The 22,563-nt window shown below is 71.2% G+C and carries 20 protein-coding genes; 5 read left to right on the top strand and 15 right to left on the bottom strand.

Annotated features, from left to right (window positions below):
• Positions 1 to 168 precede the first annotated feature (168 nt).
• Complete coding sequence (gene gsmA, locus EIW28_RS09530) at positions 169 to 1,230, bottom strand: sporangiospore maturation cell wall hydrolase GsmA (RefSeq protein ID WP_158630348.1); 1,062 nt, start codon at positions 1,228 to 1,230, stop codon at positions 169 to 171.
• 175 nt (positions 1,231 to 1,405) lie between these two features.
• On the opposite strand from gsmA, the gene typA reads away from it, so the two are divergent.
• Positions 1,406 to 3,277: a translational GTPase TypA gene (gene typA / locus EIW28_RS09525; protein WP_125247443.1), complete on the top strand. Its 1,872-nt coding sequence runs from the start codon at positions 1,406 to 1,408 to the stop codon at positions 3,275 to 3,277.
• Positions 3,278 to 3,628: 351 nt separating this feature from the next.
• On the opposite strand, the gene EIW28_RS09520 is transcribed toward typA, so the two are convergent.
• From EIW28_RS09520 to mraZ, 5 genes are all read right to left on the bottom strand, one after another.
• A complete protein-coding gene (locus EIW28_RS09520) occupies positions 3,629 to 4,543 on the bottom strand; it encodes a proteasome assembly chaperone family protein (protein ID WP_125247442.1) in 915 nt (304 codons plus the stop codon).
• Between the two features lie 111 nt (positions 4,544 to 4,654).
• A complete protein-coding gene (locus EIW28_RS09515) occupies positions 4,655 to 6,871 on the bottom strand; it encodes a peptidoglycan D,D-transpeptidase FtsI family protein (RefSeq protein ID WP_125247441.1) in 2,217 nt (738 codons plus the stop codon).
• A gap of 8 nt (positions 6,872 to 6,879) precedes the next feature.
• The gene (locus EIW28_RS09510) at positions 6,880 to 7,461 is read right to left on the bottom strand and encodes a hypothetical protein (RefSeq protein WP_125247440.1); all 582 of its coding nucleotides are present in this window, start codon (positions 7,459 to 7,461) and stop codon (positions 6,880 to 6,882) included.
• Positions 7,458 to 8,429 carry a 16S rRNA (cytosine(1402)-N(4))-methyltransferase RsmH gene (rsmH, locus tag EIW28_RS09505; RefSeq protein WP_125247439.1) on the bottom strand — a complete coding sequence of 324 codons (972 nt, stop codon included), beginning with the start codon at positions 8,427 to 8,429 and terminating at the stop codon, positions 7,458 to 7,460. Before rsmH ends, EIW28_RS09510 begins: the two co-directional genes overlap by 4 nt.
• A gap of 16 nt (positions 8,430 to 8,445) precedes the next feature.
• Positions 8,446 to 8,877: a division/cell wall cluster transcriptional repressor MraZ gene (mraZ, locus tag EIW28_RS09500; RefSeq protein WP_091051494.1), complete on the bottom strand. Its 432-nt coding sequence runs from the start codon at positions 8,875 to 8,877 to the stop codon at positions 8,446 to 8,448.
• A 555-nt stretch (positions 8,878 to 9,432) separates the two neighbouring features.
• Here mraZ and EIW28_RS09495 point away from each other — a divergent pair.
• From EIW28_RS09495 to EIW28_RS09480, 4 genes are all read left to right on the top strand, one after another.
• Complete coding sequence (locus EIW28_RS09495; RefSeq protein ID WP_197717165.1) at positions 9,433 to 10,677, top strand: Mur ligase family protein; 1,245 nt, start codon at positions 9,433 to 9,435, stop codon at positions 10,675 to 10,677.
• Between the two features lie 19 nt (positions 10,678 to 10,696).
• A complete protein-coding gene (locus tag EIW28_RS09490) occupies positions 10,697 to 11,422 on the top strand; it encodes a type 1 glutamine amidotransferase (protein WP_125247438.1) in 726 nt (241 codons plus the stop codon).
• A gap of 180 nt (positions 11,423 to 11,602) precedes the next feature.
• Complete coding sequence (locus EIW28_RS09485) at positions 11,603 to 13,513, top strand: beta-galactosidase (protein WP_125247437.1); 1,911 nt, start codon at positions 11,603 to 11,605, stop codon at positions 13,511 to 13,513.
• Positions 13,514 to 13,648: 135 nt separating this feature from the next.
• Positions 13,649 to 14,266 (top strand): NADPH-dependent F420 reductase, encoded by a 618-nt coding sequence (locus EIW28_RS09480; protein WP_125247436.1) that lies wholly within the window; start codon positions 13,649 to 13,651, stop codon positions 14,264 to 14,266.
• Between the two features lie 52 nt (positions 14,267 to 14,318).
• Here the strand turns inward: EIW28_RS09480 and EIW28_RS24160 are convergent, their stop codons facing one another.
• The 9 genes from EIW28_RS24160 to EIW28_RS09435 are packed head-to-tail and all read right to left on the bottom strand — an operon-like array spanning position 14,319 to position 22,455.
• Positions 14,319 to 15,824, bottom strand: a complete 1,506-nt coding sequence (locus EIW28_RS24160) for an acVLRF1 family peptidyl-tRNA hydrolase (RefSeq protein ID WP_158630347.1) — start codon at positions 15,822 to 15,824, stop codon at positions 14,319 to 14,321.
• 20 nt (positions 15,825 to 15,844) lie between these two features.
• Positions 15,845 to 16,183 (bottom strand): metal-sulfur cluster assembly factor, encoded by a 339-nt coding sequence (locus tag EIW28_RS09470; RefSeq protein WP_125247435.1) that lies wholly within the window; start codon positions 16,181 to 16,183, stop codon positions 15,845 to 15,847.
• Entirely contained in the window at positions 16,180 to 16,632 is a 453-nt protein-coding gene (sufU, locus tag EIW28_RS09465) for a Fe-S cluster assembly sulfur transfer protein SufU (protein WP_125247434.1), read from the bottom strand. The genes EIW28_RS09470 and sufU overlap by 4 nt, the downstream gene beginning before the upstream one ends.
• Positions 16,632 to 17,900, bottom strand: a complete 1,269-nt coding sequence (locus tag EIW28_RS09460) for a cysteine desulfurase (protein WP_125247433.1) — start codon at positions 17,898 to 17,900, stop codon at positions 16,632 to 16,634. Before EIW28_RS09460 ends, sufU begins: the two co-directional genes overlap by 1 nt.
• 14 nt (positions 17,901 to 17,914) lie before the next feature.
• On the bottom strand, positions 17,915 to 18,676 hold the full coding sequence (gene sufC / locus EIW28_RS09455) for a Fe-S cluster assembly ATPase SufC (protein ID WP_125247432.1): 762 nt from the start codon (positions 18,674 to 18,676) through the stop codon (positions 17,915 to 17,917).
• 14 nt (positions 18,677 to 18,690) lie between these two features.
• Positions 18,691 to 19,029, bottom strand: a complete 339-nt coding sequence (locus EIW28_RS09450) for a non-heme iron oxygenase ferredoxin subunit (protein WP_125247431.1) — start codon at positions 19,027 to 19,029, stop codon at positions 18,691 to 18,693.
• Positions 19,029 to 20,228: a Fe-S cluster assembly protein SufD gene (sufD, locus tag EIW28_RS09445; RefSeq protein ID WP_125247430.1), complete on the bottom strand. Its 1,200-nt coding sequence runs from the start codon at positions 20,226 to 20,228 to the stop codon at positions 19,029 to 19,031. The genes EIW28_RS09450 and sufD overlap by 1 nt, the downstream gene beginning before the upstream one ends.
• Before the next feature lie 35 nt (positions 20,229 to 20,263).
• Positions 20,264 to 21,697 carry a Fe-S cluster assembly protein SufB gene (sufB, locus tag EIW28_RS09440; protein WP_125247429.1) on the bottom strand — a complete coding sequence of 478 codons (1,434 nt, stop codon included), beginning with the start codon at positions 21,695 to 21,697 and terminating at the stop codon, positions 20,264 to 20,266.
• Between the two features lie 8 nt (positions 21,698 to 21,705).
• A complete protein-coding gene (locus tag EIW28_RS09435; protein ID WP_125247428.1) occupies positions 21,706 to 22,455 on the bottom strand; it encodes a helix-turn-helix transcriptional regulator in 750 nt (249 codons plus the stop codon).
• Positions 22,456 to 22,563: the final 108 nt, after the last annotated feature.

Here is a 22,563-nt window from a genome sequence, read left to right as displayed (position 1 = left end):
GAGGCCCGCTGTTCGAACGGGCGCCGGAGTCGCGCCGGCGGCGGGCCGCCCATCGAGGTTACCTCGCCGGGAGCTGCGGAAATCCCGCCGACTGTGAGCTTTCACTCAACCTTCGCGCCAACGTGAACGGGCCCGGGCGGCGGCCCGGGCCCGCGCGTGTGACGCGCCTCAGTCGTACTGGTAGAGGTCGTAGTCGTCCATGATCCCGATGAGCTTGTCGGCGTACTTCGGGTCGGTGGCGTACCCGGCCTTGTGCACCTCGCGGGCGAAGCGCTCCGGGTCGTCGGCGTGGTCCATCGCGGCCGCGTACCGCGACCAGTTCGAGAGCAGGTCGCCGTGGTCGCGGAAGGAGTCCTCGACCGAGGCGTAGGCGCGGAAGGTGGCATCCATGTCGAAGCAGCCGCCGGTCGGGCTGCACTCGAAGGTGGCGTAGTCGCGGCAGCCGAGGGCGTGGTCGCCGGGCGAGCCGAAGCACTTCATGCCGAACAGGTTGTGGTCCTCGCGGGCCAGCGCGCCCCGGCCCCAGCCGGTCTCGAGGATGGCCTGGGCGAGCGTGACGGAGGCGGGGACGCCGGTGGCGCGGTCGCTGGCCTGGGCGGCGGGCGCGTGGGCGGTGATGAAGCCCTGGTTGCCGCCGCGCGGCACGGACGGCGGGTCCTGGCCGCACCAGCCGAGCCAGGGCAGGCCGGCGCTCCACTTGATGTAGGCGGCGCTGACGTAGCGCTTGTCGCCGACCTTATACCAGACGCCGGACTTGCCGGCGGTGCCGTCGACCTGCTGGCCCCAGACCTGGCACTGGACGAGGACGGCGGCGCCGTTGGCGAGGCCGCCTTGGCGTCCGGCGGTGGAGGAGGCGGCGGCGCGGACGTTGAGCTCGCCGCCGCCGGTGGTGACGGAGGCGGCGGTGGGGGCCTTGGTCGCGGCCGAGCACCATGGGACGTCCTGCGGGGGCGACCAGGCGATGAAGGCGTTGGAGACCCAGCGGTCCTTGCCGATGCGCAACCAGGTGGAGGAGGTGCGCACGTGGCCGGCGATGAGCTCGCCGCGGGCCTTGCAGAAGACCTCCGGGTTGGCGCCGCGCTCGAGCGTGCCGACGGCGCGCTGGTCGGTGGCGGGCCCCGAGCGGACGTTGACCGTGCCGCCGCTCGTGGAGACGACCGCGCCGGTGATCTTGGCGTAGCTCGGGAGCGCGCCGACGAGGGTCGCTCCGGCGGCGAGCGCGAGAACCATAACAAATCGGATGGATATATGGAATACGCCCATAGCATGGCAGTATATGAATCCGCGGACGATCTGTCAGGGAAAGCATCAATGTGAACAGCTTTCACAGGCGTGCTGTGACGGGTGTCGGCTATCACCTGGGTCAACACCAGGGCGACGGGCCCGCTAGGCGACAATGGTCGTCGTGTCTACACGCTCTGATCTGCGCAACATCGCCATCGTCGCCCACGTCGACCACGGCAAGACCACGCTCGTCGACGCCATGCTCAAGCAGGCGGGCGCCTTCCGCGAGGGCGCCGCGGTCGACGACCGCGTCATGGACTCGATGGACCTGGAACGCGAGAAGGGCATCACGATCCTCGCGAAGAACACCGCGGTCCACTACACCAACCCGGCCGACGGCTCGGAGCTGGTCATCAACATCATCGACACGCCCGGCCACGCCGACTTCGGCGGCGAGGTCGAGCGCGGCCTGTCGATGGTCGACGCGGTGGTCCTGCTGGTCGACGCCTCCGAGGGCCCGCTGCCCCAGACCCGCTTCGTGCTGCGCAAGGCCCTGACGGCGCGCCTGCCGGTCATCCTGTGCATCAACAAGACCGACCGTCCGGACGCGCGCATCGACGAGGTCGTCAACGAGACGTACGACCTGTTCCTGGACCTGGACGCCGACGAGGACCAGATCGAGTTCCCGATCGTCTACGCCTGCGCGCGCGACGGCGTGGCCTCCCTGACCAAGCCGAAGGACGGCACGGTCCCGGAGGACTCCGACAGCCTGAAGCCGTTCTTCGACACGATCATCGAGCACGTGCCGGCCCCCGAGTACACCGAGGGCGCGCCGCTCCAGGCGCACGTGACGAACCTCGACGCCGACAACTTCCTGGGCCGCATCGCGCTGTGCCGCGTGGAGGAGGGCGAGCTGCGCAAGGGCCAGACCGTCACCTGGATCAAGCGGGACGGCTCGCAGCAGAACGTGCGCATCACCGAGCTGCTCATGACGGAGGCGCTCACCCGCAAGCCCGCCGAGAAGGCCGGCCCCGGCGACATCTGCGCGATCGCGGGCATCCCCGACATCATGATCGGCGAGACCCTCGCCGACCCGGAGAACCCGATCGCGCTGCCGCTCATCACGGTCGACGAGCCGGCGATCTCGATGACCATCGGCACCAACACGTCTCCGCTCGTGGGCAAGGGCGGCCGGGACCACAAGGTCACCGCGCGCCTGGTGAAGGACCGCCTTGAGCGCGAGACGGTCGGCAACGTGTCGCTCCGGGTCCTGCCGACCGAGCGCCCCGACGCGTGGGAGGTGCAGGGCCGCGGCGAGCTGGCCCTGGCGATCCTGGTCGAGCAGATGCGCCGCGAGGGCTTCGAGCTCACCGTCGGCAAGCCCGAGGTCGTCACCAAGGAGATCGACGGCAAGACGCACGAGCCGGTCGAGCGCATGACGATCGACTCGCCCGAGGAGCACCTGGGCGCGATCACGCAGCTCATGGCGTCTCGCAAGGGCCGCATGGAGACCATGACGAACCACGGGTCCGGCTGGGTCCGCATGGAGTGGCTGGTGCCCTCGCGCGGCCTCATCGGGTTCCGCACCGAGTTCCTGACCCAGACCCGCGGCACCGGCATCGCGCACTCCATCTATGAGAAGCACGAGCCGTGGTTCGGCGAGCTGCGCACCCGCCAGTCGGGGTCGCTCGTCGCCGACCGGGCCGGGGCGGTCACCGCGTTCGCGATGATCAACCTCCAGGAGCGCGGCACCCTGTTCGTGGGCCCGACCACCGAGGTGTACGAGGGCATGATCGTCGGCGAGAACTCGCGCTCCGACGACATGGACGTCAACATCACCAAGGAGAAGAAGCTGACGAACATGCGGTCCTCGACCGCCGACGCGACCGAGTCGCTGGTGCCCCCGCGCGCGCTCTCGCTGGAGCAGTCGCTGGAGTTCTGCCGCGAGGACGAGTGCGTCGAGGTCACCCCGGAGACCGTGCGCATCCGCAAGGTCGTCCTGGACCAGCGCGAGCGGGCCCGCACCGCCTCGCGCGCCAAGTTCAACAAGTAGTCGCTCGGAGGGTGAGGGCCGGAGCTTGGCGAGCTCCGGCCCTCACCCGTATTCGGTTGTGCGCTGCGCGGTCTGGTGCAGGTGCCGCGGCGCGGGAGCCATCCCGCGCCGCAGTCTTCCGACGGTCCGCGCGGTCCCCTACTCACCGCCGACCTACACCAAAACTGGGGCAAGCTTTTCACAAGAAGTCAATGGACTCAAGAAAAACTTCTGCCCCTGTGGATAACTCGTCGGATGACTCGTCGTCGCGCTGGTCGTGCCGGGCCGGGCCCTTTTGCTCGTCCTCGCCTCCCCGGCGCTGCGTCAGGGCCTTACTGCTCGTCCTCGCCTCACCGGCGCCGCGTCGAGGCCCTACTTCTCGTCCTCGCCTCGCTGGCGCTCAGCGAGGAAGTGCTCGAACGCCGCGCCGAGTTCGTCGGCCGTGGGGATGCGCCCCTCTTGGAGCATCTCGTCGGCATCGGCGGCCTCGGTGAACGAGTCGTACTGCTCCTCAAGGGTCTTGACGACGTCGGCGACCTCGTCGGACTCGGCGACCTGCTCGGCGATGTCCGAGTCCACCTGGGTGCGTTCGAGTTCGAGCTCCTCGTCGGCGGGCAGGTCGAGGCCGGTGGCCTCGCGGATGCCCTCCAGGAGGCGCATCGTGGCCGCGGGGTAGGTCATCTGCATGACGTAGTGGGGCACGTGCACCGAGAGGCCGATCGCGTCGCGGCCGGACTCGCCGAGGCGGTACTCGAGCAGGCCCGCGGCGTTCCCGGGGACGGTGACCTCGTTGAACACGGGGCGGTTGTCGAAGACGAGTTCGGGGCGGGTGGCGTGCACGGTCATGCCGAGCGCGCGGGTGTGCGGCACGCCCATGGGGATGCCCTGGAAGCCCAGGGTCAGCGGCACGTGCCAGTGCTCGATGAGGTCCTCGACCGAGTCCACGAACCGCTCCCAGGCGAAGTCGGGCTCGGGCCCGGTCATGAGCAGGAACGGCCGGTCGGAGGCGTCGCGCATGAGGTAGACGACCAGTTGCGGCGCCTCGAAGTCCGACCACCGGTCGATCGAGAACGTCAGGTTCGGCCGCCGCGAGCGGTAGTCGATGAGCTGGTCGACGTCGAAGGACGCGACTGGGGTGTGCTCGAGGGTCTTGAACAGGTGGTCCACGACCCCTCGACCCGCCTGACCCGCGTCCATGAACCCGTCGAGGAAGTGCAGCAGCACCGCACCCCGGGCCTCCGGGGGCTCGGCGAGGACTTCACACAGTGCCCAAGGGTCATCGTTCAAAACAATCGGCTCCTTCTTCCTTGACGCCTTCGATGCTAACGCCGGAGGCCGACCCCCGATTCCCCCTCGGGAAGGTTTCGGAGCGGCGTCACGCCCGCGCCCGCCGCCCGGTCATCCCCAGACGTCGAACTCCGGGGCGGGGCCGGTCGCGGGGCGAACCCCGAAGTAGCCCAACGCGAACTCGTTGATCTCCTTGAACGCCTCGCCGGTGGTCGCACCGCCGCCGCCCCCGCCGGGGACGTAGACGCTGACGGCCACCACGTACTGCGGGTCCTCGGCCGGGGCGAAGCCCACGAACGAGGCCACGTTGCCCGGCGCGTACTCGCCGTCGACCACCAGGCCGCCGGTGCCGGTCTTGCCGGCGAGGTGGTAGTTCTCCAGCTCGGCGTTGCGGCCCGTGCCCGTCTCGGCCGCGATGGGGGCCTGGAGCAGGTACTGGAGGTCCTGGGCGGTCTCGGTCGAGATGACCCGCCGGGTCTCGGGCTCCTCGTCGTCTTCGACGGGGTTCCCGTCCTCGTCGATGAGGTGGTCGACGAGGGTCGGCTGCACGTACACGCCGTCGTTGGCGATCGCGGCGTAGAGGGCGGCCATCTGGATGATCGTGGCGGTGCCCTCGTGGCCGATCGGGACCGAGCCGTACGAGGTGCCCGACCACTGGTCCGGCGGCTGGAGGATGCCCGACGCCTCGCCGGCGACGCCCACTCCGGTCACCTGGCCGAGGCCGAACGCCTGCTGGTACTCGTAGAGCTTCTCCTTGCCGACGCAGTCGGCGAGCTGGATGGTGCCCACGTTCGAGGACTGGGCGATGATCCCGGCCAGGCTCAGGACCGCGCTGCCGTGGTCGTAGCCGTCGCGGTAGTCGGTGCCGCCCTTGTTGATCGACTGCTCGACGTGCATGGTGCCGTCGGGCTCGATGCAGCCCTCCTCGAGGGCCGCGGCGAACACGACCGCCTTGTGGATCGAACCGGGGTCCACTGTGGCCTGGGTGCCGTAGTCGCGGTACGCCTCGTCGCTCTCGACGTCGAACGGGTTGGCCGCGTCGTACGTCGGGGTCGAGGCCATCGCCAGCATCTCGCCGGTGTGCACGTCCATGACCATGGCCGAGCCGAACTCGGCGTCGTGGTCGGTCACGGTCTGCTCCAGGATCTTCTGCACCTGGAACTGGAGGTCGGCGTCGATGGTGAGCTGGATGTCCTTGCCCGGCACCGCCTCCTCCTCGCGGTAGAACGCGCCGGGGATCGGCTGGCCGGACTGGCTGCGCTCGTAGGAGACCTCGCCGTCGGTGCCGGTGAGCCAGTCGTTGTAGGCGGCCTCCAGGCCGCCGAGGCCCTCGCCGGCGTCGCCGCCGGTGAAGCCGAGGACGTTGGCGGCGAGGTCGTGCCCGGGCACCACCCGGCGCTCGTCGTCGCCGATGATCAGGCCCGGGTTCTCCATCTCGCGGATCTCGTCGCCGATGGCGAGGTCCACGCCGCGCTGGAGGTAGGCGAAGCGGATCGGGTCGCCCTGCGCGGTCTCCTTGGTCGCGATGAGCGGTTCGAGCTCGGACGCGGTGCGGCCCAGCAGGGGGGCGAGCTTCGCGGCGAGCTCGCCGGCGTCGCCCTTGACCATGACCGGGTCGACCGCGATGTAGTTCGCCTCGATCGAGTAGGCCAGGCGGTTCCCGTTGCGGTCGAGGATCGCCCCGCGCTCGGCCGGGAGCGGCTCGGTCGTCAGGCGCTGGTTCATCGCCTCGGCCGCGTACGCCGCCGAGTCGGTGACCTGGAGCTGGACGAGCCGCGCGCCGGAGGCGAGCAGCAGGATCATGACGAACGCCGAGGCCATGCGCAGGCGCCGGCGCGGGCTGCCCAGGCGCGGCAGCCGCGGGTGCGGCCGGGCCGGGACGGCCTTGACGGGGCCGGTGGCGCGCGAGGCCGGGCGCCGCTGGGGGCCGACGGTCCCGGTGCGCCGGTTCGGGTTCGCGCGCACGGTCCCGGTGCGCCGCACGGGCTCCGACTTGGCGGCGCCCGTGCGGCGGGAGGTCGCGGTGCGGGCCGCGTCGGCCCGGGGTTCGGCCGGGACCGCGCCCGTCTCGCGCTGGCGCCGCTCGCGGGAGCGGGCCGCGGCCTCGCGGCGGCGCTTCGCCGCGAGGTCCTCGGCCCCGGTCTCCTGCTGCGCGGCCCGGTTGCGCTCGCGGCGCGCGGCCTCGCGGTCGCGCGCCCCGTTCTCCCGGGCCCGGTTGTCCTCCCCCGCCTCCGCCGCTTCGCGGACGGTGCGTCCGCGGGGCGTGTACCGGCGCGCCCGGCTGATCGAGGAGGGGTCGCGGCGCCGTCGGGGGTCGGTCTCGGTCATCGAACTCCCTACTCCTCGTTCCAGGGCACCTCGACGGTCTCCCCGCCGGGCAGGTACAGGAACGTGACCTTCTCCGGGTGGACCATGCCGAAGCGCACGGCCTCGGCCTCCAGGTTGTTCGGCGAGTTCAGGTTCGTGAGCTCGTCGGCCAGCGCCTGCTCGGTCTGGTCCAGCTCGTCCGCCTGCGTCCGCAGCTCCTGGAGGTGGTAGGCGTCCTCGTTGATGACCGTGTTGAGCAGCAGCAGGCCCACGATGCCCGCGACGACCAGGCCGACGATGCCGCCGACGAACGCCGGGCGCGGCACCTCGACCGGCTCGGGGGCCGGCTTGGCGCTCGGGCGCTCGGCGGTCTTGGTCCGCGGGATGACGACGGTCTCGCGCTGCGGCGCGGCGGGCGCCTCGGCGGGCGCCTCGACCGGGGTCTCCACGGGCGCGGGCTGCATCGCCAGGTTCCCGTCGAAGGCAGGCGCGGCGGCTTCGGCGTCGCCCACGAGGGATCGTCGCCGCGACGACGCGGCGCGCGCCCGGCGGCGGGCGGCCTTGATGATCTCCTCGGGGTCGGCCTGAGCGCGACGGTACTGGTCGCTCATGTTGCGCCTCCTGCTCGTGTGGACGGTGCGATGCGTTCGGCCGCGCGGAGCCGGGCGGGCGCCGAGCGCGGGTTGCGATCGAGTTCGGTCTGGGTCGGTTGCTGGGCCTTCTTCGTAAGGAGTCGAAAGGTGGGCTCGGTGCCGGGGAGGTCGACCGGGAGGCCGGCCGGGCTGTTGGACCTGGCGCGCTTGGCCAGCTCCTGCTTGGTGATGCGGTCTTCGAGCGAGTGGTAGGAGAGGACGACGACGCGGCCGCCGGGGGCCGTGGCGTCGAGGGCGGCGGGCAGGGCCCGCTCCCAGGTCTCCAGCTCGCCGTTCACCTCGATGCGCAGCGCTTGGAAGGTGCGCTTGGCGGGGTTGCCGCCCGTGCGGCGGGCGGCCGCCGGGATGGCGTCCCGCACCAGGTCGGCGAGGGCGCTGCTGGAGGTGATGGGGGCCTTGGCGCGGGCGTTCACGATCGCGCTGACGACGCGCGGCGCGAACTTCTCCTCGCCGTAGGTCCGCAGGATGCGCACGAGTTCACCCGGTTCGTAGGTGTTGACGACGATCTCGGCGGTGAGCTCGTCGTCGGGGTTCATGCGCATGTCCAGGGGCGCGTCCTGGCTGTAGGCGAAGCCGCGTTCGCGCTGGTCGAGCTGCATCGAGGAGACCCCGAGGTCGAACAGCACGGCGTCGAGTTCGCGGAAGCCGTTGGCGCGCAGGACGTCCGGGATGGCGTCGTAGACGGCGCGGGCGGGGATGAACCGGTCGCCGAAGCCGGCGAGCCGCTTGGAGGCGAGCTCGAGGGCGTTGGGGTCGCGGTCGATCCCGATGACGGTGAGGCCGGGGTGCGCGGTCAGGAGGGCCTCGCTGTGGCCGCCGGCGCCGAGGGTGGCGTCGACCGCCAGCGCGCCGGGCCGGGACGCGGCGGGCGCGAGGTGGTCGAGCACCTCGTCCAGCATGACGGGCACGTGCGGAGCGTCGTTCATTCCGCTCACCTCCTTCTCACAGTCCTTCGGGCAGGTCGCCCTCTTCGATGTCGGCGAAGGCCTCCTCGGAGGCCTCCAGGTATTCGTCCCAGGTGGGGGCGTTCCAGATCTCGACGCGGTTCGAGGCGCCGATGACGACGAGGTCGCGGTCGAGTCCGGCGTAGTCGCGCAGGCGCTGGGGGATGGTGACGCGGCCCTGCTTGTCGGGGACCTCGTCGTGGGCCGAGGCGAAGAACACGCGCGTGTAGGCGCGGGCGGTCTTGCTCGACATGGGGGCCTGCTGGAGGGACTCGGCGATGCGCGCGAACTCGGCCTCGGGGAACACGTAGAGGCAGCGCTCCTGTCCCTTGGTGATCACGACTCCCTCCGCCAGTCCTTCCCGGAACTTCGCGGGAAGGATCACGCGGCCCTTGTCGTCCAGCCTCGGGGTGTGGGTGCCGAGGAACATCGGCGCCACCCCCCGTGACTCTCAGGCTGCGCGGCCTCCCCGACCGCTGTGGCGGGTCACCTGCCCCGCCATTGCGCCCCACCTTACTCCACTCTCCCCCACCTATGGGGGTTGTTTCCGCGTGGCATCCGTGTTGGGCGCGGCGTCGTGGCAGGTCAGCGATGGTGGAGGACAGTGGAGTGACGGTTGCGCAACACGGGGCGCGATAGGTGAGTTTCATTCATTGTTCACTCGTCCGAGTGGCTTGGGACGCAGGCGATCCGACGCTCCGCCGCCGCGGACTCACGGAGTGCGACCGGCGCCGGGCACGGGCCGTCCGCGATCGGTCACTGTGGAGTGATGGCCGCGGGGGCGGGGCGGGGGCCGCGCCGGGCGGCCGCCGCGGCGCGGCAAGGGCATTCGCGTCCGTCACTGCCTCGGGCGCGCCGGGGGCGGGCGGCCTCACGGCCACCGGCCGCTCGTCACGCCAGCGGGGACTCGTGTGACAAACTCTTGTGCATAGTCGTTCGGAAAGCACGGCCGTCGAGTGCGATCAAGACGAAAGAGAGAGCCCGCATGAGCGCGAATCTGACCCCACGCGCGAAGTTCGCCACCACGCTCCTGCGGACCGCGGCCGCGCTCTCGCGCGCCACGGGCCGGGGCGACGGGTCGGTGATCGGCGGCCGAGTCGGATTGATCGTCGAACCGCGGCTCCTCGAACTCCTCGCCGAGGGCCGCCACGTGGTGCTCATCTCGGGCACCAACGGCAAGACCACGACCACGCGGTTCACGACGGCCGCGCTCGAGGCCATCGGCCGGGTCGCGACGAACTCGTTCGGCGCGAACATGCCGACCGGCCACACCACGGCGCTCGCGAAGGCCCCGAAGGCCGAGTACGCGGCCCTGGAGTGCGACGAGCACTATCTGGGGCAGCTGCTGGACGCGGCCCGCCCGAAGGTCGTGGCGCTCCTCAACCTCTCCCGGGACCAGCTGGACCGGGCCATGGAGGTGACGGCGCTGGCCGCGAAGTGGCGCCAGACGCTCCAGGCCTCGGCCGGGCAGACCACGATCGTCGCCAACGCCGACGACCCGCTCATCGTGTGGGCCGCGTCGGTGTGCGAGCGGGTCGTGTGGGTCGCGGCCGGCCAGAGCTGGACCGCGGACTCGGCGATCTGCCCGAACTGCGGCGCGCACCTCGACCGGTTCGGCGAGTTCTGGCGCTGCACGAACTGCGGCCTGAACCGCCCGAGCCCGCAGTGGTCGGTGGCGCACCAGGGGGAGGCCGTGGTCGGCCCGGACGGGCGCCGCTACGACCTGAACCTCCAGCTCCCGGGCCGGGTGAACCGCGCGAACGCGGCGACCGCGCTCGCGGTGGCGTCCCTGTTCGGGGTGGACCCGGCGCAGGCCGCGCCGCGCCTCTCGGAGGTGGCCTCGGTCGCGGGCCGGTACGCGAAGGTCGAGCGCGACGGCCGCCACCTGCGGCTGCTGCTGGCGAAGAACCCGGCGGGCTGGCTGGAGTCGTTCGACATGATCGAGCCGAACCCGCCAGTGGTGCTGTCGCTGAACGCGCGCGAGGTCGACGGCTTCGACACCTCGTGGATCTACGACGTGGACTTCACCTCCCTGGCCGGGCGCAAGGTCGTCGTCACCGGCGACCGCCGCACAGACCTGGCCGTGCGCCTGGAGGTCGACGGGGTCGACTTCCTGGTGGTCGACGACGTGCGGGCCGCGATCGCGGCGGTGCCGCCGGGTCCGGTGGAGGTCGTCGCGAACTACACGGCGTTCCAGGACATCCGCGCCGAATTCAACCGGGTCAACTAGCGAGAAGGAAGCGTTCCCCGTGGCACTGAGCACCCTGCGCATCGTCTGGCTCTACCCGGACCTCCTGTCCACGTACGGGGACCGGGGGAACCTCCTGGTCCTGGCCCACCGGGCCCGCGCCCGCGGGATCGACGTGGAGCCGATGCAGATCCGCAGCGACCAGCACATCCCGCACACCGCGGACATGTACCTCATCGGCGGCGGCGAGGACGGCCCGCAGGCCGTCGCGGCCGACCGGCTCCTCCAGGACGGCGCGCTCAGCCGCGCCGCCGAGGCCGGGAAGCCGATCCTCGCGATCTGCGCCGGCTACCAGCTGCTCGGCTCCTCGTTCTACGCGAACGGGCGGGCGTACGAGGGCCTGAACATCCTCGACCTGCGCTCGGACCGCGGCCCCTCGCGCGCGGTCGGCGAGATCGCCGGCGATTCGCACCCGCAGCTGGGGATCGGGCCGATCACCGGGTTCGAGAACCACGGCGGGCGCACCCACCTCGGCGAGGCGGTGCAGCCGCTCGCGCGCGTCACCGCCGGCGTCGGCAACGACGGCACGACCGAGGGCGCCTGGGCCGGCCACGTCATCGGCACCTACATGCACGGCCCGGGCCTGGCCCGCAATCCGCGGCTCGCGGACCTGCTCCTGGGCTGGGCGATCGGCGTCGACCCGGCGCAGCTGCCGCCGCTGGACGACACGTGGCCCGAGCGGCTGCGCTCGGAGCGGTTCCAGGCGCTCCAGGCGGCGGCGCAGTAGCGCGCGCGGCCGCGTCCCACGGGACGGAAGGCCGCGCCGCCCGAGGACCGGAGACGTGGAACTCTCGCATTAGGCTGGGCAAAACACCCAGACCCAGTTAGTTTTGTTGAACAACTAACTGGCCCCCTTCCGCGCGCCTCCCGGCGACGCTTGCGAGCCATGGATGTGAGGAGTCCCCACATGGACTGGCCCCTCGGCCTCGACGGCCTGAGCTACGGCGGCGACTACAACCCCGAGCAGTGGCCCGAGGAGGTCTGGGACGACGATGTCCTCCTCATGCGCGAGGCCGGCGTCAACCTCGTGACCGTCGGCGTCTTCTCGTGGGCGCGGCTCGAACCGCGCGAAGGCGAGTACGACTTCGGCTGGCTCGACACCGTCCTGGAGAAGCTCCACGCCGGCGGCATCCGCGTCGACCTCGCCACCCCGACCGCCTCGCCGCCGCCGTGGTTCACCCTCGCGCACCCCGACGCGCTCAACGTGCGCCCCGACGGGGTGCGGCAGGTCCACGGCTCGCGCGACACGTACGACGTCTGCGCGCCCGCCTACCGGGAGGCGTCCCGGCGCATCGCCGCCGCCCTCGCCGAGCGGTACGCCGAGCACCCCGCGCTCGCGATGTGGCACGTCCACAACGAGTACGGGTCGATCAGCCACTCCGAGCACGCCGAGCGCGCGTTCCGCGCCTGGCTGGAGGCGAAGTACGGGACGCTCGACGCGCTCAACGCCGCGTGGTGGGGCTCGTTCTGGAGCCAGCACTACGGCGACTGGGACCAGATCCTCGCCCCGCGCGCCACCCAGTACCTCGGCAACCCCGCGCACGAGCTCGACTTCAAGCGCTTCACCTCCGACGCGATGCTGGAGCACTACAAGGAGCAGCGCGAGATCCTGCGCGCGGCGAACCCCGCGGTCCCGATCACCACGAACCTCGTGTTCGGGCAGTGGGTCCCGGTCGACCCGTGGAAGTGGGCCGGCGAGGTCGACCTCGTCGCGTTCGACTCCTACCCCTCGGCCCCCGACGAGCGGGCCGAGCAGCAGAGCGCCCTCCACGCCGACCTGTCGCGGTCCTGGGCCGGCGGCGGCGACTGGCTCCTCATGGAGCAGGCCGCCGCGTCCGTCCACTCCAAGGACGGCGCGATCGCCAAGTCCCCCGGCCGCATGGCCCGGCACTCGATGATCCACATCAGCCGCGGCTCCAAGGGCGCCATGTTCTTCCAGTGGCGGGCCGGGCGCGGCGGCGCCGAGCAGTGGCACTCCGCGCTCCTCCCCCACGCGGGCAAGCACACCCGCATGTTCCGCGAGGTCGCCGAGTTCGGCAACACGCTCCCGGGCATCGCGCACACCGTCGCCGCGCCGGTCGAGGCGTCCGTGGCGATCCTGTGGAGCCCCGAGTCGTGGTGGGCCACCGCCGCCGCGCACCTCCCGGCGCCCGTCGACTACCTCGAGAACGTCGCCCAGATCCACCGCGTCCTGCGCGACCGCGGCGTCGTCGCCGACTTCGCCGCCCCCGAGGGCGACCTGTCGAAGTACTCGACCGTGATCGCCCCGACCACGTACCTGCTGTCGCAGGCCGCGGCCGAGAACCTCCGCTGGTTCACCGCCGGCGGCGGGCGCCTCGTCGCCTCCTACCTCACCGGCGCCGTCGACGAGCACTGCCAGGTGTGGCTCGACGGGTACCTCGGCGGCCTCACCGACCTGTTCGGCATCCGCGTCACCGAGCACCTCCCCCAGCCCGCCGGCGAGCGGCGCGCCCTGTGGAACTTCGGGGCCGCCGAGCGCTTCTGCGAACTCGTGGAGCTGCGCGGCGCCCAGTGCGTCACCCAGTACGCCACCGGCGACCTCATCGAGGGCCAGCCCGCCGTCACCGTCAACCCGTTCGGCGAGGGCGAGGCCTGGTACGTCTCCTGCAAGCTCGGCGACGACGCCTGGGACCGCCTCTTCGAGGAGCTCGAACTCGCCGGCCCCGGCGGGCCCGGCCTCGACGTCGTCGACCGCGGCGAATGGCGCTTCATCGTCAACCACACCGAGAAGGAGGCGCAGGTCGGGCACGTGATCGTCCCCGCCGGCTCCTGGGCGGTCGACAAGAAGCCCCAATAGGCCCGTTTCGGCCCGCCTCCGCGGAGGCGGGCCCTACGCTCCAAGGGGCGAACCGGCGAGCCCCCCGCCCCCTTCGTCCTCCCCCTGCCGCCCCGCACGAGTGTCTCAACAGGACGGCAGAAGGAGGAACCACCGATGGAAGTCCTGATCGTGGGCTCGGGGAACATGGCCCGCGGGATCGGCCTGCGGCTCGTGCGCGGGGGACACCGCGTCCGCATCGCCGACCGCGAACCCGACAAGGCCGCCGACCTGGCCGCCGAGCTCGGCGACAGCGCGGCCGGCGAACCGCTGAACAACGCCGCCGGCGCCGAGGTCGTCGTGCTCGCCACGCCGTACGAGGGCAGCAAGCAGGTCGCGGAGATGTGGGCCGGCGACCTCGCCGGCAAGACCGTCGTCGACATCTGCAACCCGGTCGACTACGACACCTTCGACGGCCTCGTGACGCCGCCGGGGAAGTCGGCGGCCGAGGAGATCGCGGCGGCCGCGCCCGGCGCCCGGGTCGTCAAGGCGTTCAACACCACGTTCGCCTCCCGGCTCGCGAACTCCACGCCGCTCGACGTCTTCATCGCGGGCGACGACCCCGAGGCCAAGAAGACGATCACCGGCCTGTGCCTCGACGCCGACCTGCGCCCGATCGACGTCGGCGGCCTCAAGCACGCCGCCGCCCTCGAAGCCTTCCAGCTCCTGCACATGAAGGCCCAGGAGCAGATCAAGGGAGGCTGGGCGACCGCCCTCACGTTCGCCGCCGCATAGCACGGACGCGAAGGCCGCCCCGGCAAGTTGCCGGGGCGGCCTTCGCATGCGGTCAGGTGCGGCCGGCGACGGGGCCCCTCCACGGCGGGACGAGAGCGGCGCCGGTCGGGCCCTCGCGGCGGCCGGCGAGGAGCCGGAGTCCGAACGCGAGGAGTCCGAGGCTGAGGACGGCGTGCATCGCGAAGGGGACCGGGTCGGCGGTGAGGATCTGGGTGAAGTCGCTGGCGGCGTGGACGAGGACGAGCGGCAGGACCCAGGCGAAGCGGACCTGGTAGGCGCCCAGGGCGATGCCGTAGATCGAGGTGAGGACCAGGATCGTGACCACGTCCTCGGTGGACGGGTCCCCCGTGGCGAGCAGCGACAGGTGCTGGAGGCCGAACATGACCCCGGCGATCAGGACCGCCCACCTGGAGCTGAACGCGGTGCGGAGGCTCTCGAGGACCGCGACGCGGGAGGTGAGCTCCTCGTTCACGCCGACGAGCAGGAGCGTGAGGGCCCAGAGGCCGTAGCCGGGCGCGAGCGGGCCGAAGCCGCCCGGGTAGGCGAGCCAGACCAGGGCTTCGAACACGAAGGGCAGCAGCAGGAGCGCGGCGCGGCCCGAGCGCCGGAGCGCGAAGAGGCCGGAGCGCCGCCACAGCCGGAGCCGGGTGACGACGGCGATCGCGAAGAGCGCGCAGACCGCGTTGGCGAACAGCCCCTGGTACCAGCCGTGGATGCCGAGGTCGGGGGCGATGGCGAGCGCGCCGACGATGAGGCCGAAGCGGGCGAGCTGGACGGCCGTCGCGAGGAGGATCGCGCGGGCGGGCGAGGTGCGCAAGGCGGCGTCCTTCGTGGAGGAAGCGGGAACGCCTGAGTATAAGTCGGCGGCGCCCGGGACGATCCTGACGCGGAAGCCGATGGCGCGGTACGCGGTCGCGGTGAGCAGGGACTGCTTCGGCTCGGCGATGTCGCCGAAGTGGACCGCGGCGCGGAGGTGCGCGAGGCGGGGGTCGTCCAGGATGCCGTCGACGACGCCGCCGGTGACGAGGGCGTCGAAGCGGGCGCCGCCGAGGACGGCGACGACCGCGTCGCGGGCGCGCTTCTCGGCGGCGTGGGCCTGGCCCTCGCGGCGGCGCGCGAAGCGCTGCTGGGACTGGCCTCCCGCCTTGGTCTTGCCCTGGACGTAAGCGGTGTCGGTCTTCGAGGCCAGGATGCGGCCGTCGTCGAGGACGCCGACCGAGTAGGCGCCCTTGCGGGCCAGCAGCACCGCGATCACGCGCGGTTCGAGCGCGTAGGCGCTCAGGCGCTCGGCGGCGACGAGGGGGTCGTCGTCGAGAAGCCAGCCCGCGGGGAGGCCGCCGGCCAGCGCCCACTGGACCTGTGCCGAGGTACGGCTGACAGGTTCACCGGGGCCGGCCGGCGCTCCCTCGTTCGCTTCGATCGTCCAGGCGTCGCCTTGGGCGTGGTGGGCGGCGATGCCGCCGTTCCGCGCCGCGAAGTTCTCGACCCAGCGCCGCAGGCGCTCGGGTTCGACCTCGACGATCGTGCCGCCGCCCGCGGCGGGGCGGATCTTGACCATGGTCGCCGCGTTCCCGCGCCTCAGACGTTGAAGCCGAGGGCGCGGAGCTGGTCGCGGCCGTCGTCGGTGATCTTGTCGGGACCCCACGGCGGGATCCACACCCAGTTGATCTTGAGGTCGGAGACGATGCCGCCCTCGGCGCCCGAGCAGAGGGCCGAGCGGGACTGGTCCTCGATGACGTCGGTGAGCGGGCAGGCCGCGGAGGTGAGGGTCATGTCGAGGGTCGCGACGTTCGACTCGTCGACGTGGACGCCGTAGATCAGGCCCAGGTCGACGACGTTGATGCCCAGCTCGGGGTCGACGACGTCCTTCATGGCCTCGAGGATGTCGTCCTCTTTCGCCTTCACGGTGTCGGTCATGCTTCGGTCCTTCCGGGAGTCGAGGCGCGGACCAGGGCGTCCTTGAACGCCATCCAGCCCAGGAGCGCGCACTTGACGCGCATCGGGTATTTCGAGACGCCCGCGAACGCGACGGCGTCCTCCAGGGTCTCCTCGTCGCCCTCGGCCTGGCCCTTGGAGTTCATGAGCTCGGTGAACTCGGCCAGGCGGGCCAGCGCGTCGTCCACCGTGGCGCCGTTGACCAGCTCGTACATCACCGAGGCGGAGGCCTTGGAGATCGAGCAGCCGACGTTGTCGTAGGAGACGTCGCCGATCGTGTCGCCGTCCACGTGGACCCGGAGGGTGATCTCGTCGCCGCAGGTCGGGTTGACCTGGTGGGACTCGCCCTCGTAGGGCTCGCGCAGGCCGGCGCCGCGCGGGTGCTTGTAGTGGTCCAGGATGACTTCCTGGTAGAGCTCGTCGAGATTCATCAGCCGAACACCTTTCGCACCTTGCCCAACGCCTCCACGAGCCGGTCTATTTCCTCGTGCGTGTTGTACACGTACGCGGAGGCGCGGGTGGTGGCGTTGACGCCGAAGCGGTCGCAGGTGGGCTTGGCGCAGTGGTGGCCGACGCGGACGGCGACGGCCTCGGCGTCGAGGACCTGGCCGACGTCGTGCGGGTGGACGCCGTCGAGCGTGAAGGAGACGGTGGCGGAGCGGCCGATCGGGACGCGGGGCCCGACGATCGCGAGGCCGTCGACGGTCTCGAGCCGCTCCAGCATGTACCCGGCGAGCTCCTTCTCGTGGGCGCGCACGTTCTCCATGCCGAGCTTGTCGAGGTAGTCGACGGCGGCGGCGAGGCCCACGGACTCGGCGATCGGCGGCGTGCCGGCCTCGAACTTGGCGGGCGCGTCGGCGAACGTGGTCCGCTCCATGGTGACGGTCTTGATCATGGAGCCGCCCGTGAGGAACGGCGGCATGGCGTCGAGGAGGTCCGCTTTCGCCCACAGGACGCCGATGCCGGTGGGCCCGAGCATCTTGTGGCCGGTGAAGGCGATGAAGTCGACGCCGAGCTCGGCGACGTTCACGGGAATGTGGGGGACGGACTGGGAGGCGTCGAGGCCGACCAGGGCGCCGACCTCGCGCGCGCGGGCGGTGATCTGCGAGGTCGGGTTGACCGTGCCGAGCAGGTTCGCGACGTGCGTGAAGGAGACGACCCTGGTGCGCTCGGTGATGACCTCGGGGATCGACTCGAGGTCGAGCCGGCCGTGGTCGGTGATGCCGATCCACTTCAGGGTCGCGCCGGTGCGCTGGGCGAGCTGCTGCCACGGGATGAGGTTCGCGTGGTGCTCCATCTCGGTCACGACGATCTCGTCGCCGGGCGCGAGGCGGAACCGCGGGTCGGCGTGCGGGTCGAGCGTGGCGTTCTGGAACGCGTACGCGAGCAGGTTGATCGACTCGGTGGAGTTCTTGGTGAACACCACTTCGTTCGCGCTGGGGGCGCCGATGAAGGCGGCGACCCGGGCGCGGGCGCCCTCGTACGCCTCGGTGGCCTCGGCCCCGAGGGTGTGCACCGAGCGCGAGATGTTCGCGTTCGAGTGCTCGGTGAAGCGGCGCATGGCCTCGACGACCTGGACGGGCTTCTGCGAGGTCGCAGCGGAGTCCAGGTAGGCGATCGCGCGGTCCCCGATCCGGCGCTGGAGGATCGGGAAGTCGGCGCGGATCGCCTCGACGTCGAGCTTGGTGACAGCCTCCACGGGCTCCTCCTGGTCTAGGCGGCCTTCGTGCCGACGTAGGACTCGTAGCCTTCGGCCTCGAGCTTCTCGGCGAGCTCCGGGCCGCCTTCCTCGGCGATCCGGCCGTCGACGAAGACGTGCACGAAGTCGGGCTTCACGTACCGCAGGATGCGGGTGTAGTGGGTGATGAGGAGGACGCCGGAGTTCGTGGTCTCCTTGGCGTGGTTGATGCCCTCGGAGACGACGCGGAGGGCGTCGACGTCGAGGCCGGAGTCGGTCTCGTCGAGGATCGCGAACTTGGGCTTGAGGAGCTCCATCTGGACGATCTCGTGGCGCTTCTTCTCGCCGCCGGAGAAGCCCTCGTTGACGTTGCGGTTGATGAACGCCTCGTCCATCTTCAGCTCGGCCATGGCGCCCTTGAGGTCCTTCATCCAGGTGCGGAGCTTGGGGGCCTCGCCGTCGACCGCGGTCTTGGCGGTGCGCAGGAAGTTGGAGACGCTGACGCCGGGGACCTCGACCGGGTACTGCATGGCGAGGAAGAGGCCGGCGCGGGCGCGCTCGTCGACGCTCATCTCGAGGACGTCGTCGCCGTCGAGGAGGACCGTGCCGCCGGTGATCTCGTACTTCGGGTGCCCGGCCAGCGAGTAGGCCAGGGTCGACTTGCCGGAGCCGTTGGGGCCCATGATGGCGTGGGTCTCCCCGGAGTTGATGGTGAGGTCGACGCCGTGCAGGATCGGCTTGGCGCCTTCGTCGGTGTTGACCGAGACGTGCAGGTCGCGGATCTCGAGCTTGCTCATGGTGCTGGTTTCCTCTAGGCGTTTTCGGTGGTCTTGGGCTTCAGGCTGAGGTAGACGTCGCCGTCGCGGAGCTCGACCGGGTAGGTCGGCACCGGCGTCGTGGCGGGCGGCCCCGACGGCTTGCCGGTGCGCAGGTCGAACATCGACCCGTGCAGCCAGCATTCGATCGAGCAGTCGTCGACGTCGCCTTCGGAGAGCGCCACGGCCGCGTGGGAGCACTCGTCGTAGAGGGCGAACACCTCGTCGGACTTGCGCACGAGCAGGATCGACGTGCCGTGGATGTCGGCCGCGACGGGCTCGGACTCCGGCAGGTCGTCGAGCGCGCACACGCGCAGGAATTCGGCGTCGGTCATCAGGCCGCTCCCTGGGCGGGGGCGGCGTCGGGGCCCTGGTCGAGGCGGGCCACGACGAGCTCGGTGAGCTCCTCGCGGAGGGCCTCGTCGGGGACCTTGGCGATGATCTCGTTGAAGAAGCCCTTGACGACCAGGCGGCGGGCCTCGGCCTCGGGGATGCCGCGCGACTGGAGGTAGAACAGGTGCTCCTCGTCGAAGCGGCCGGTCGCGGAGGCGTGGCCGGCGCCGGCGATCTCGCCGGTCTCGATCTCCAGGTTGGGGACCGAGACGGCGCGGGCGCCGTCGGAGAGGACGAGGTTGCGGTTGATCTCGTACGTGTCGGTGCCGGTGGCGGCGTCCTGGATGAGGATGTCGCCGACCCACACGGTGCGGGCGGTCTCGCCCTGGAGGGCGCCGCGGTAGTTCACGTTGGAGCGGCAGTCGGGGACGGAGTGGTCCACGAGCTGGCGCTGCTCCAGGTGCTGGCCGGTGTCGGCGAAGTAGAGGCCGTAGGCGTCGACGGAGCCGCCGCGGCCGGCGTAGTCGACCGACAGGTACTGGCGGACCAGGTCGCCGCCGAGCGTGACGGCGATGTGGTCGAGCTTGGCGTCGGTGCCGAGGCGGGCCTTCTGGTGCTCGACGTGGGTGGACTCGCGGTCCCATTCGGCGAGGACGACCAGGCGCAGGTGGGCGCCGTCGCCGACGGCGATCTCCACGTTGTCGCCGAGGCGGGCCTGCCCAGTGTGGCGCACGATCAGGGTGGCGTCGGCGTGGTGGCCGATCTCGATGAACGTGTGGGCCCAGGTGGCGCCGTCGAGGCCGCCGCCGGTGACGTCGATCCAGACGGGCTCGGCGACGGCGGTCTCGGGCGCGACCGACACGAGGAGGGCCTTCTCGGTCTTGGCCCAGGCGACCGCGCTGGGGCGGTCGAACGGGGTCAGGATCGAGCCGGGCCGCGGGTCGTCCTTGCCGACGGCTTCGGCGGTGACCCCCGCGGGCAGGCTGCGGATCGCGTACTCGGCGGCCTTGGCGGCCGGCGCGGTCTCGGCGCTGTCGAGTCCGGCGAGGCGCTTCACGGGCGTGTAGCGCCAGTCCTCCTCGCGGCCGGTGAGGGCCGGGAAGTCGGCGGGCTCGAACGAGCGCAGCAGCTGCGACTTGGTCTTCGGCGGGACTTCACCGAGGCCGTGGGTGTGCGGCTTGGGCGCCACTTCAATGCTCATGGAAAATCTGGTTCCTAGTCTCCGGGCCGGGTCGCTTAACCGACCGCGCCTTCCATCTGCAGCTCGATCAGGCGGTTGAGCTCCAGGGCGTACTCCATGGGGAGCTCCTTGGCGATCGGCTCGATGAAGCCGCGCACGATCATGGCCGCCGCCTCGTCCTCGGTGAGCCCGCGGCTCATGAGGTAGAACATCTGGTCCTCGCCGATCTTGGAGACCGTGGCCTCGTGGCCCATGTCGACGTCGTCCTCGCGGATGTCGACGTACGGGTACGTGTCGGAGCGCGAGATGGTGTCGACCAGGAGCGCGTCGCACTTGACGGTGGACTTCGCGTGGTGCGAGCCCTCGTCGACCTGGACCAGGCCGCGGTAGGAGGTGCGGCCGCCGCCGCGGGAGATCGACTTCGACACGATGGTCGAGGAGGTGTGCGGCGCGGCGTGCGTCATCTTGGCGCCGGTGTCCTGGTGCTGGCCCTCGCCGGCCATGGCGACCGACAGGACCTCGCCCTTGGCGTGCTCGCCGACCATGACCACGGCCGGGTACTTCATGGTGACCTTGGAGCCGAGGTTGCCGTCGACCCACTCCATGGTGGCGCCCTGCTCGGCGACCGCGCGCTTGGTGACCAGGTTGTAGACGTTCGAGGACCAGTTCTGGATGGTCGTGTAGCGGACGCGGGCGTCCTTCTTCACGATGATCTCGACGACCGCGGAGTGCAGCGAGTCGGAGGAGTACACCGGGGCGGTGCAGCCCTCGATGTAGTGCACGAACGAGCCCTCGTCGGCGATGATGAGCGTGCGCTCGAACTGGCCCATGTTCTCGGTGTTGATCCGGAAGTAGGCCTGGAGCGGGATCTCGACGTGGACGCCCTTGGGGACGTAGATGAACGAGCCGCCCGACCAGGTGGCGGTGTTGAGCGCGGCGAACTTGTTGTCGCCGACCGGGATCACGGAGCCGAAGTACTCCTTGAAGATCTCCGGGTGCTCGCGCAGGCCGGTGTCGGTGTCCATGAAGATGACGCCCTGCTGCTCCAGGTCCTCGCGGATGGAGTGGTACAGGACGGTGGACTCGTACTGGGCGGCGACGCCGGAGACGAGCTGCTGGCGCTCGGCCTCAGGGATGCCCAGCTTGTCGTAGGTGCGCTTGATGTCCTCGGGCAGGTCCTCCCAGGATTCGGCCTGCTTCTCGGAGGCCTCGACGTAGTACTTGATGTTGTCGAAGTCGATGCCCGAGAGGTCGGCGCCCCAGTTCGGCATGGGCTTGCGACCGAACAGCTTGAGGCCCTTCAGGCGCAGGTCGAGCATCCATTCGGGCTCGCCTTTGCGCGCGGAGATGTCGCGGACGACCTCTTCGGTCAGCCCGCGCCGCGCGTTCGCGCCGGCGACGTCCGAGTCGGCCCAGCCGTACTCGTAGCGTTCGAGGGAGGCGAGGGCCTCCTCCTGGCTCAGCGGCTCGCTCTTCTGCGTGTCGGTCATCTGAAGTCTCACCTTTGACCTGTCGGGTTGTCGGTCTGGGCGCGCCGGGGGTCGGGCAGCGGCTGCGGGCCGCTTCCCCTGGACGCTGCGGCGGCCCTGCGGCCGCTCGTGCCGGGCACGTGGGTGGTGCACACCCCGTCCCCGTTGGCGATCGTCGCCAGGCGCTGGACGTGGACGCCCAGCAGGCGGCTGATCACCCGCGTCTCCGCCTCGCACAGCTGCGGGAACTCCGCGGCCACGCCCGCCACCGGGCAGTGGTGCTGGCAGATCTGCCCGCCCGAGGCGATGACCGACGCCGTGGCGGCGTAGCCCTCGCTCGACATGGCGGTGGCCAGCGCCTGGGCGCGGGCCAGCGGATCGTCCGAGTCGACCGCGTCGAGGGCGGCCCGGCAGCGGGCCTCCAGGCGGGCGACCTGCTCGGCGGCGAAGCCGCTGACGGCGCCTTCGCCTTCGAAGCGGCGGATCCAGCGCAGCGCCTCCATCGCGAGGTCGTCGTAGGTGTGGCCGAAGGAGGTGCGGGCGGCGGGCGTGAGCTGGTAGCTCTTGGCGGGCCGTCCGCGGCCGGCGGTCTTGACCACGCGGGTCTCGACCTGGCCTTCGGCCTCCATCGCGTCGAGATGGCGGCGGGTGGCGGTGGCGGTGATGCCGAGTTCCCGCGCGAGGTCGGCGGCCGTGGCGTGGCCGCGCTCGAGCAGGAGGCGGGTCACTCGGCGGCGGGTGTCCCCGTCCGTCGAGTGACTGACCGCCCTCGTCACCATTTCCACAAGGTAAATGTTACTTAATTCGCTCCGGGGCGTCGAGACGGCTCGCGGTGAGACGGGGCACGCAGGTTTGCCTAACCTCACATCGGCGGGCGACGATGCGGC

Origin of the sequence: Glycomyces terrestris (assembly GCF_003933745.1) — a bacterium.
Taxonomy (GTDB): domain Bacteria; phylum Actinomycetota; class Actinomycetes; order Mycobacteriales; family Micromonosporaceae; genus Glycomyces; species Glycomyces terrestris.
The sequence above is the reverse complement of the archived record's forward strand: the minus strand, read 5'-3'. Positions and strand labels throughout refer to the sequence as shown.

Bases quoted from the DNA above. Each gene is read 5' to 3' on its own strand.
- EIW28_RS09480 (WP_125247436.1), top strand. From the start codon at position 13,649: ATGGAAGTCCTGATCGTGGGCTCGGGGAACATGGCCCGCGGGATCGGC.
- sufU (WP_125247434.1), bottom strand. From the start codon at position 16,632: ATGAATCTCGACGAGCTCTACCAGGAAGTCATCCTGGACCACTACAAG.
- EIW28_RS24160 (WP_158630347.1), bottom strand. From the start codon at position 15,824: ATGGTCAAGATCCGCCCCGCCGCGGGCGGCGGCACGATCGTCGAGGTC.
- sufB (WP_125247429.1), bottom strand. From the start codon at position 21,697: ATGACCGACACGCAGAAGAGCGAGCCGCTGAGCCAGGAGGAGGCCCTC.
- EIW28_RS09470 (WP_125247435.1), bottom strand. From the start codon at position 16,183: ATGACCGACACCGTGAAGGCGAAAGAGGACGACATCCTCGAGGCCATG.
- gsmA (WP_158630348.1), bottom strand. From the start codon at position 1,230: ATGGTTCTCGCGCTCGCCGCCGGAGCGACCCTCGTCGGCGCGCTCCCG.
- sufD (WP_125247430.1), bottom strand. From the start codon at position 20,228: ATGAGCATTGAAGTGGCGCCCAAGCCGCACACCCACGGCCTCGGTGAA.
- EIW28_RS09435 (WP_125247428.1), bottom strand. From the start codon at position 22,455: ATGGTGACGAGGGCGGTCAGTCACTCGACGGACGGGGACACCCGCCGC.
- EIW28_RS09510 (WP_125247440.1), bottom strand. From the start codon at position 7,461: ATGAGCGACCAGTACCGTCGCGCTCAGGCCGACCCCGAGGAGATCATC.
- sufC (WP_125247432.1), bottom strand. From the start codon at position 18,676: ATGAGCAAGCTCGAGATCCGCGACCTGCACGTCTCGGTCAACACCGAC.
- EIW28_RS09450 (WP_125247431.1), bottom strand. From the start codon at position 19,029: ATGACCGACGCCGAATTCCTGCGCGTGTGCGCGCTCGACGACCTGCCG.
- EIW28_RS09515 (WP_125247441.1), bottom strand. From the start codon at position 6,871: ATGACCGAGACCGACCCCCGACGGCGCCGCGACCCCTCCTCGATCAGC.
- rsmH (WP_125247439.1), bottom strand. From the start codon at position 8,429: ATGAACGACGCTCCGCACGTGCCCGTCATGCTGGACGAGGTGCTCGAC.
- EIW28_RS09485 (WP_125247437.1), top strand. From the start codon at position 11,603: ATGGACTGGCCCCTCGGCCTCGACGGCCTGAGCTACGGCGGCGACTAC.
- mraZ (WP_091051494.1), bottom strand. From the start codon at position 8,877: ATGTTCCTCGGCACCCACACCCCGAGGCTGGACGACAAGGGCCGCGTG.
- EIW28_RS09495 (WP_197717165.1), top strand. From the start codon at position 9,433: ATGAGCGCGAATCTGACCCCACGCGCGAAGTTCGCCACCACGCTCCTG.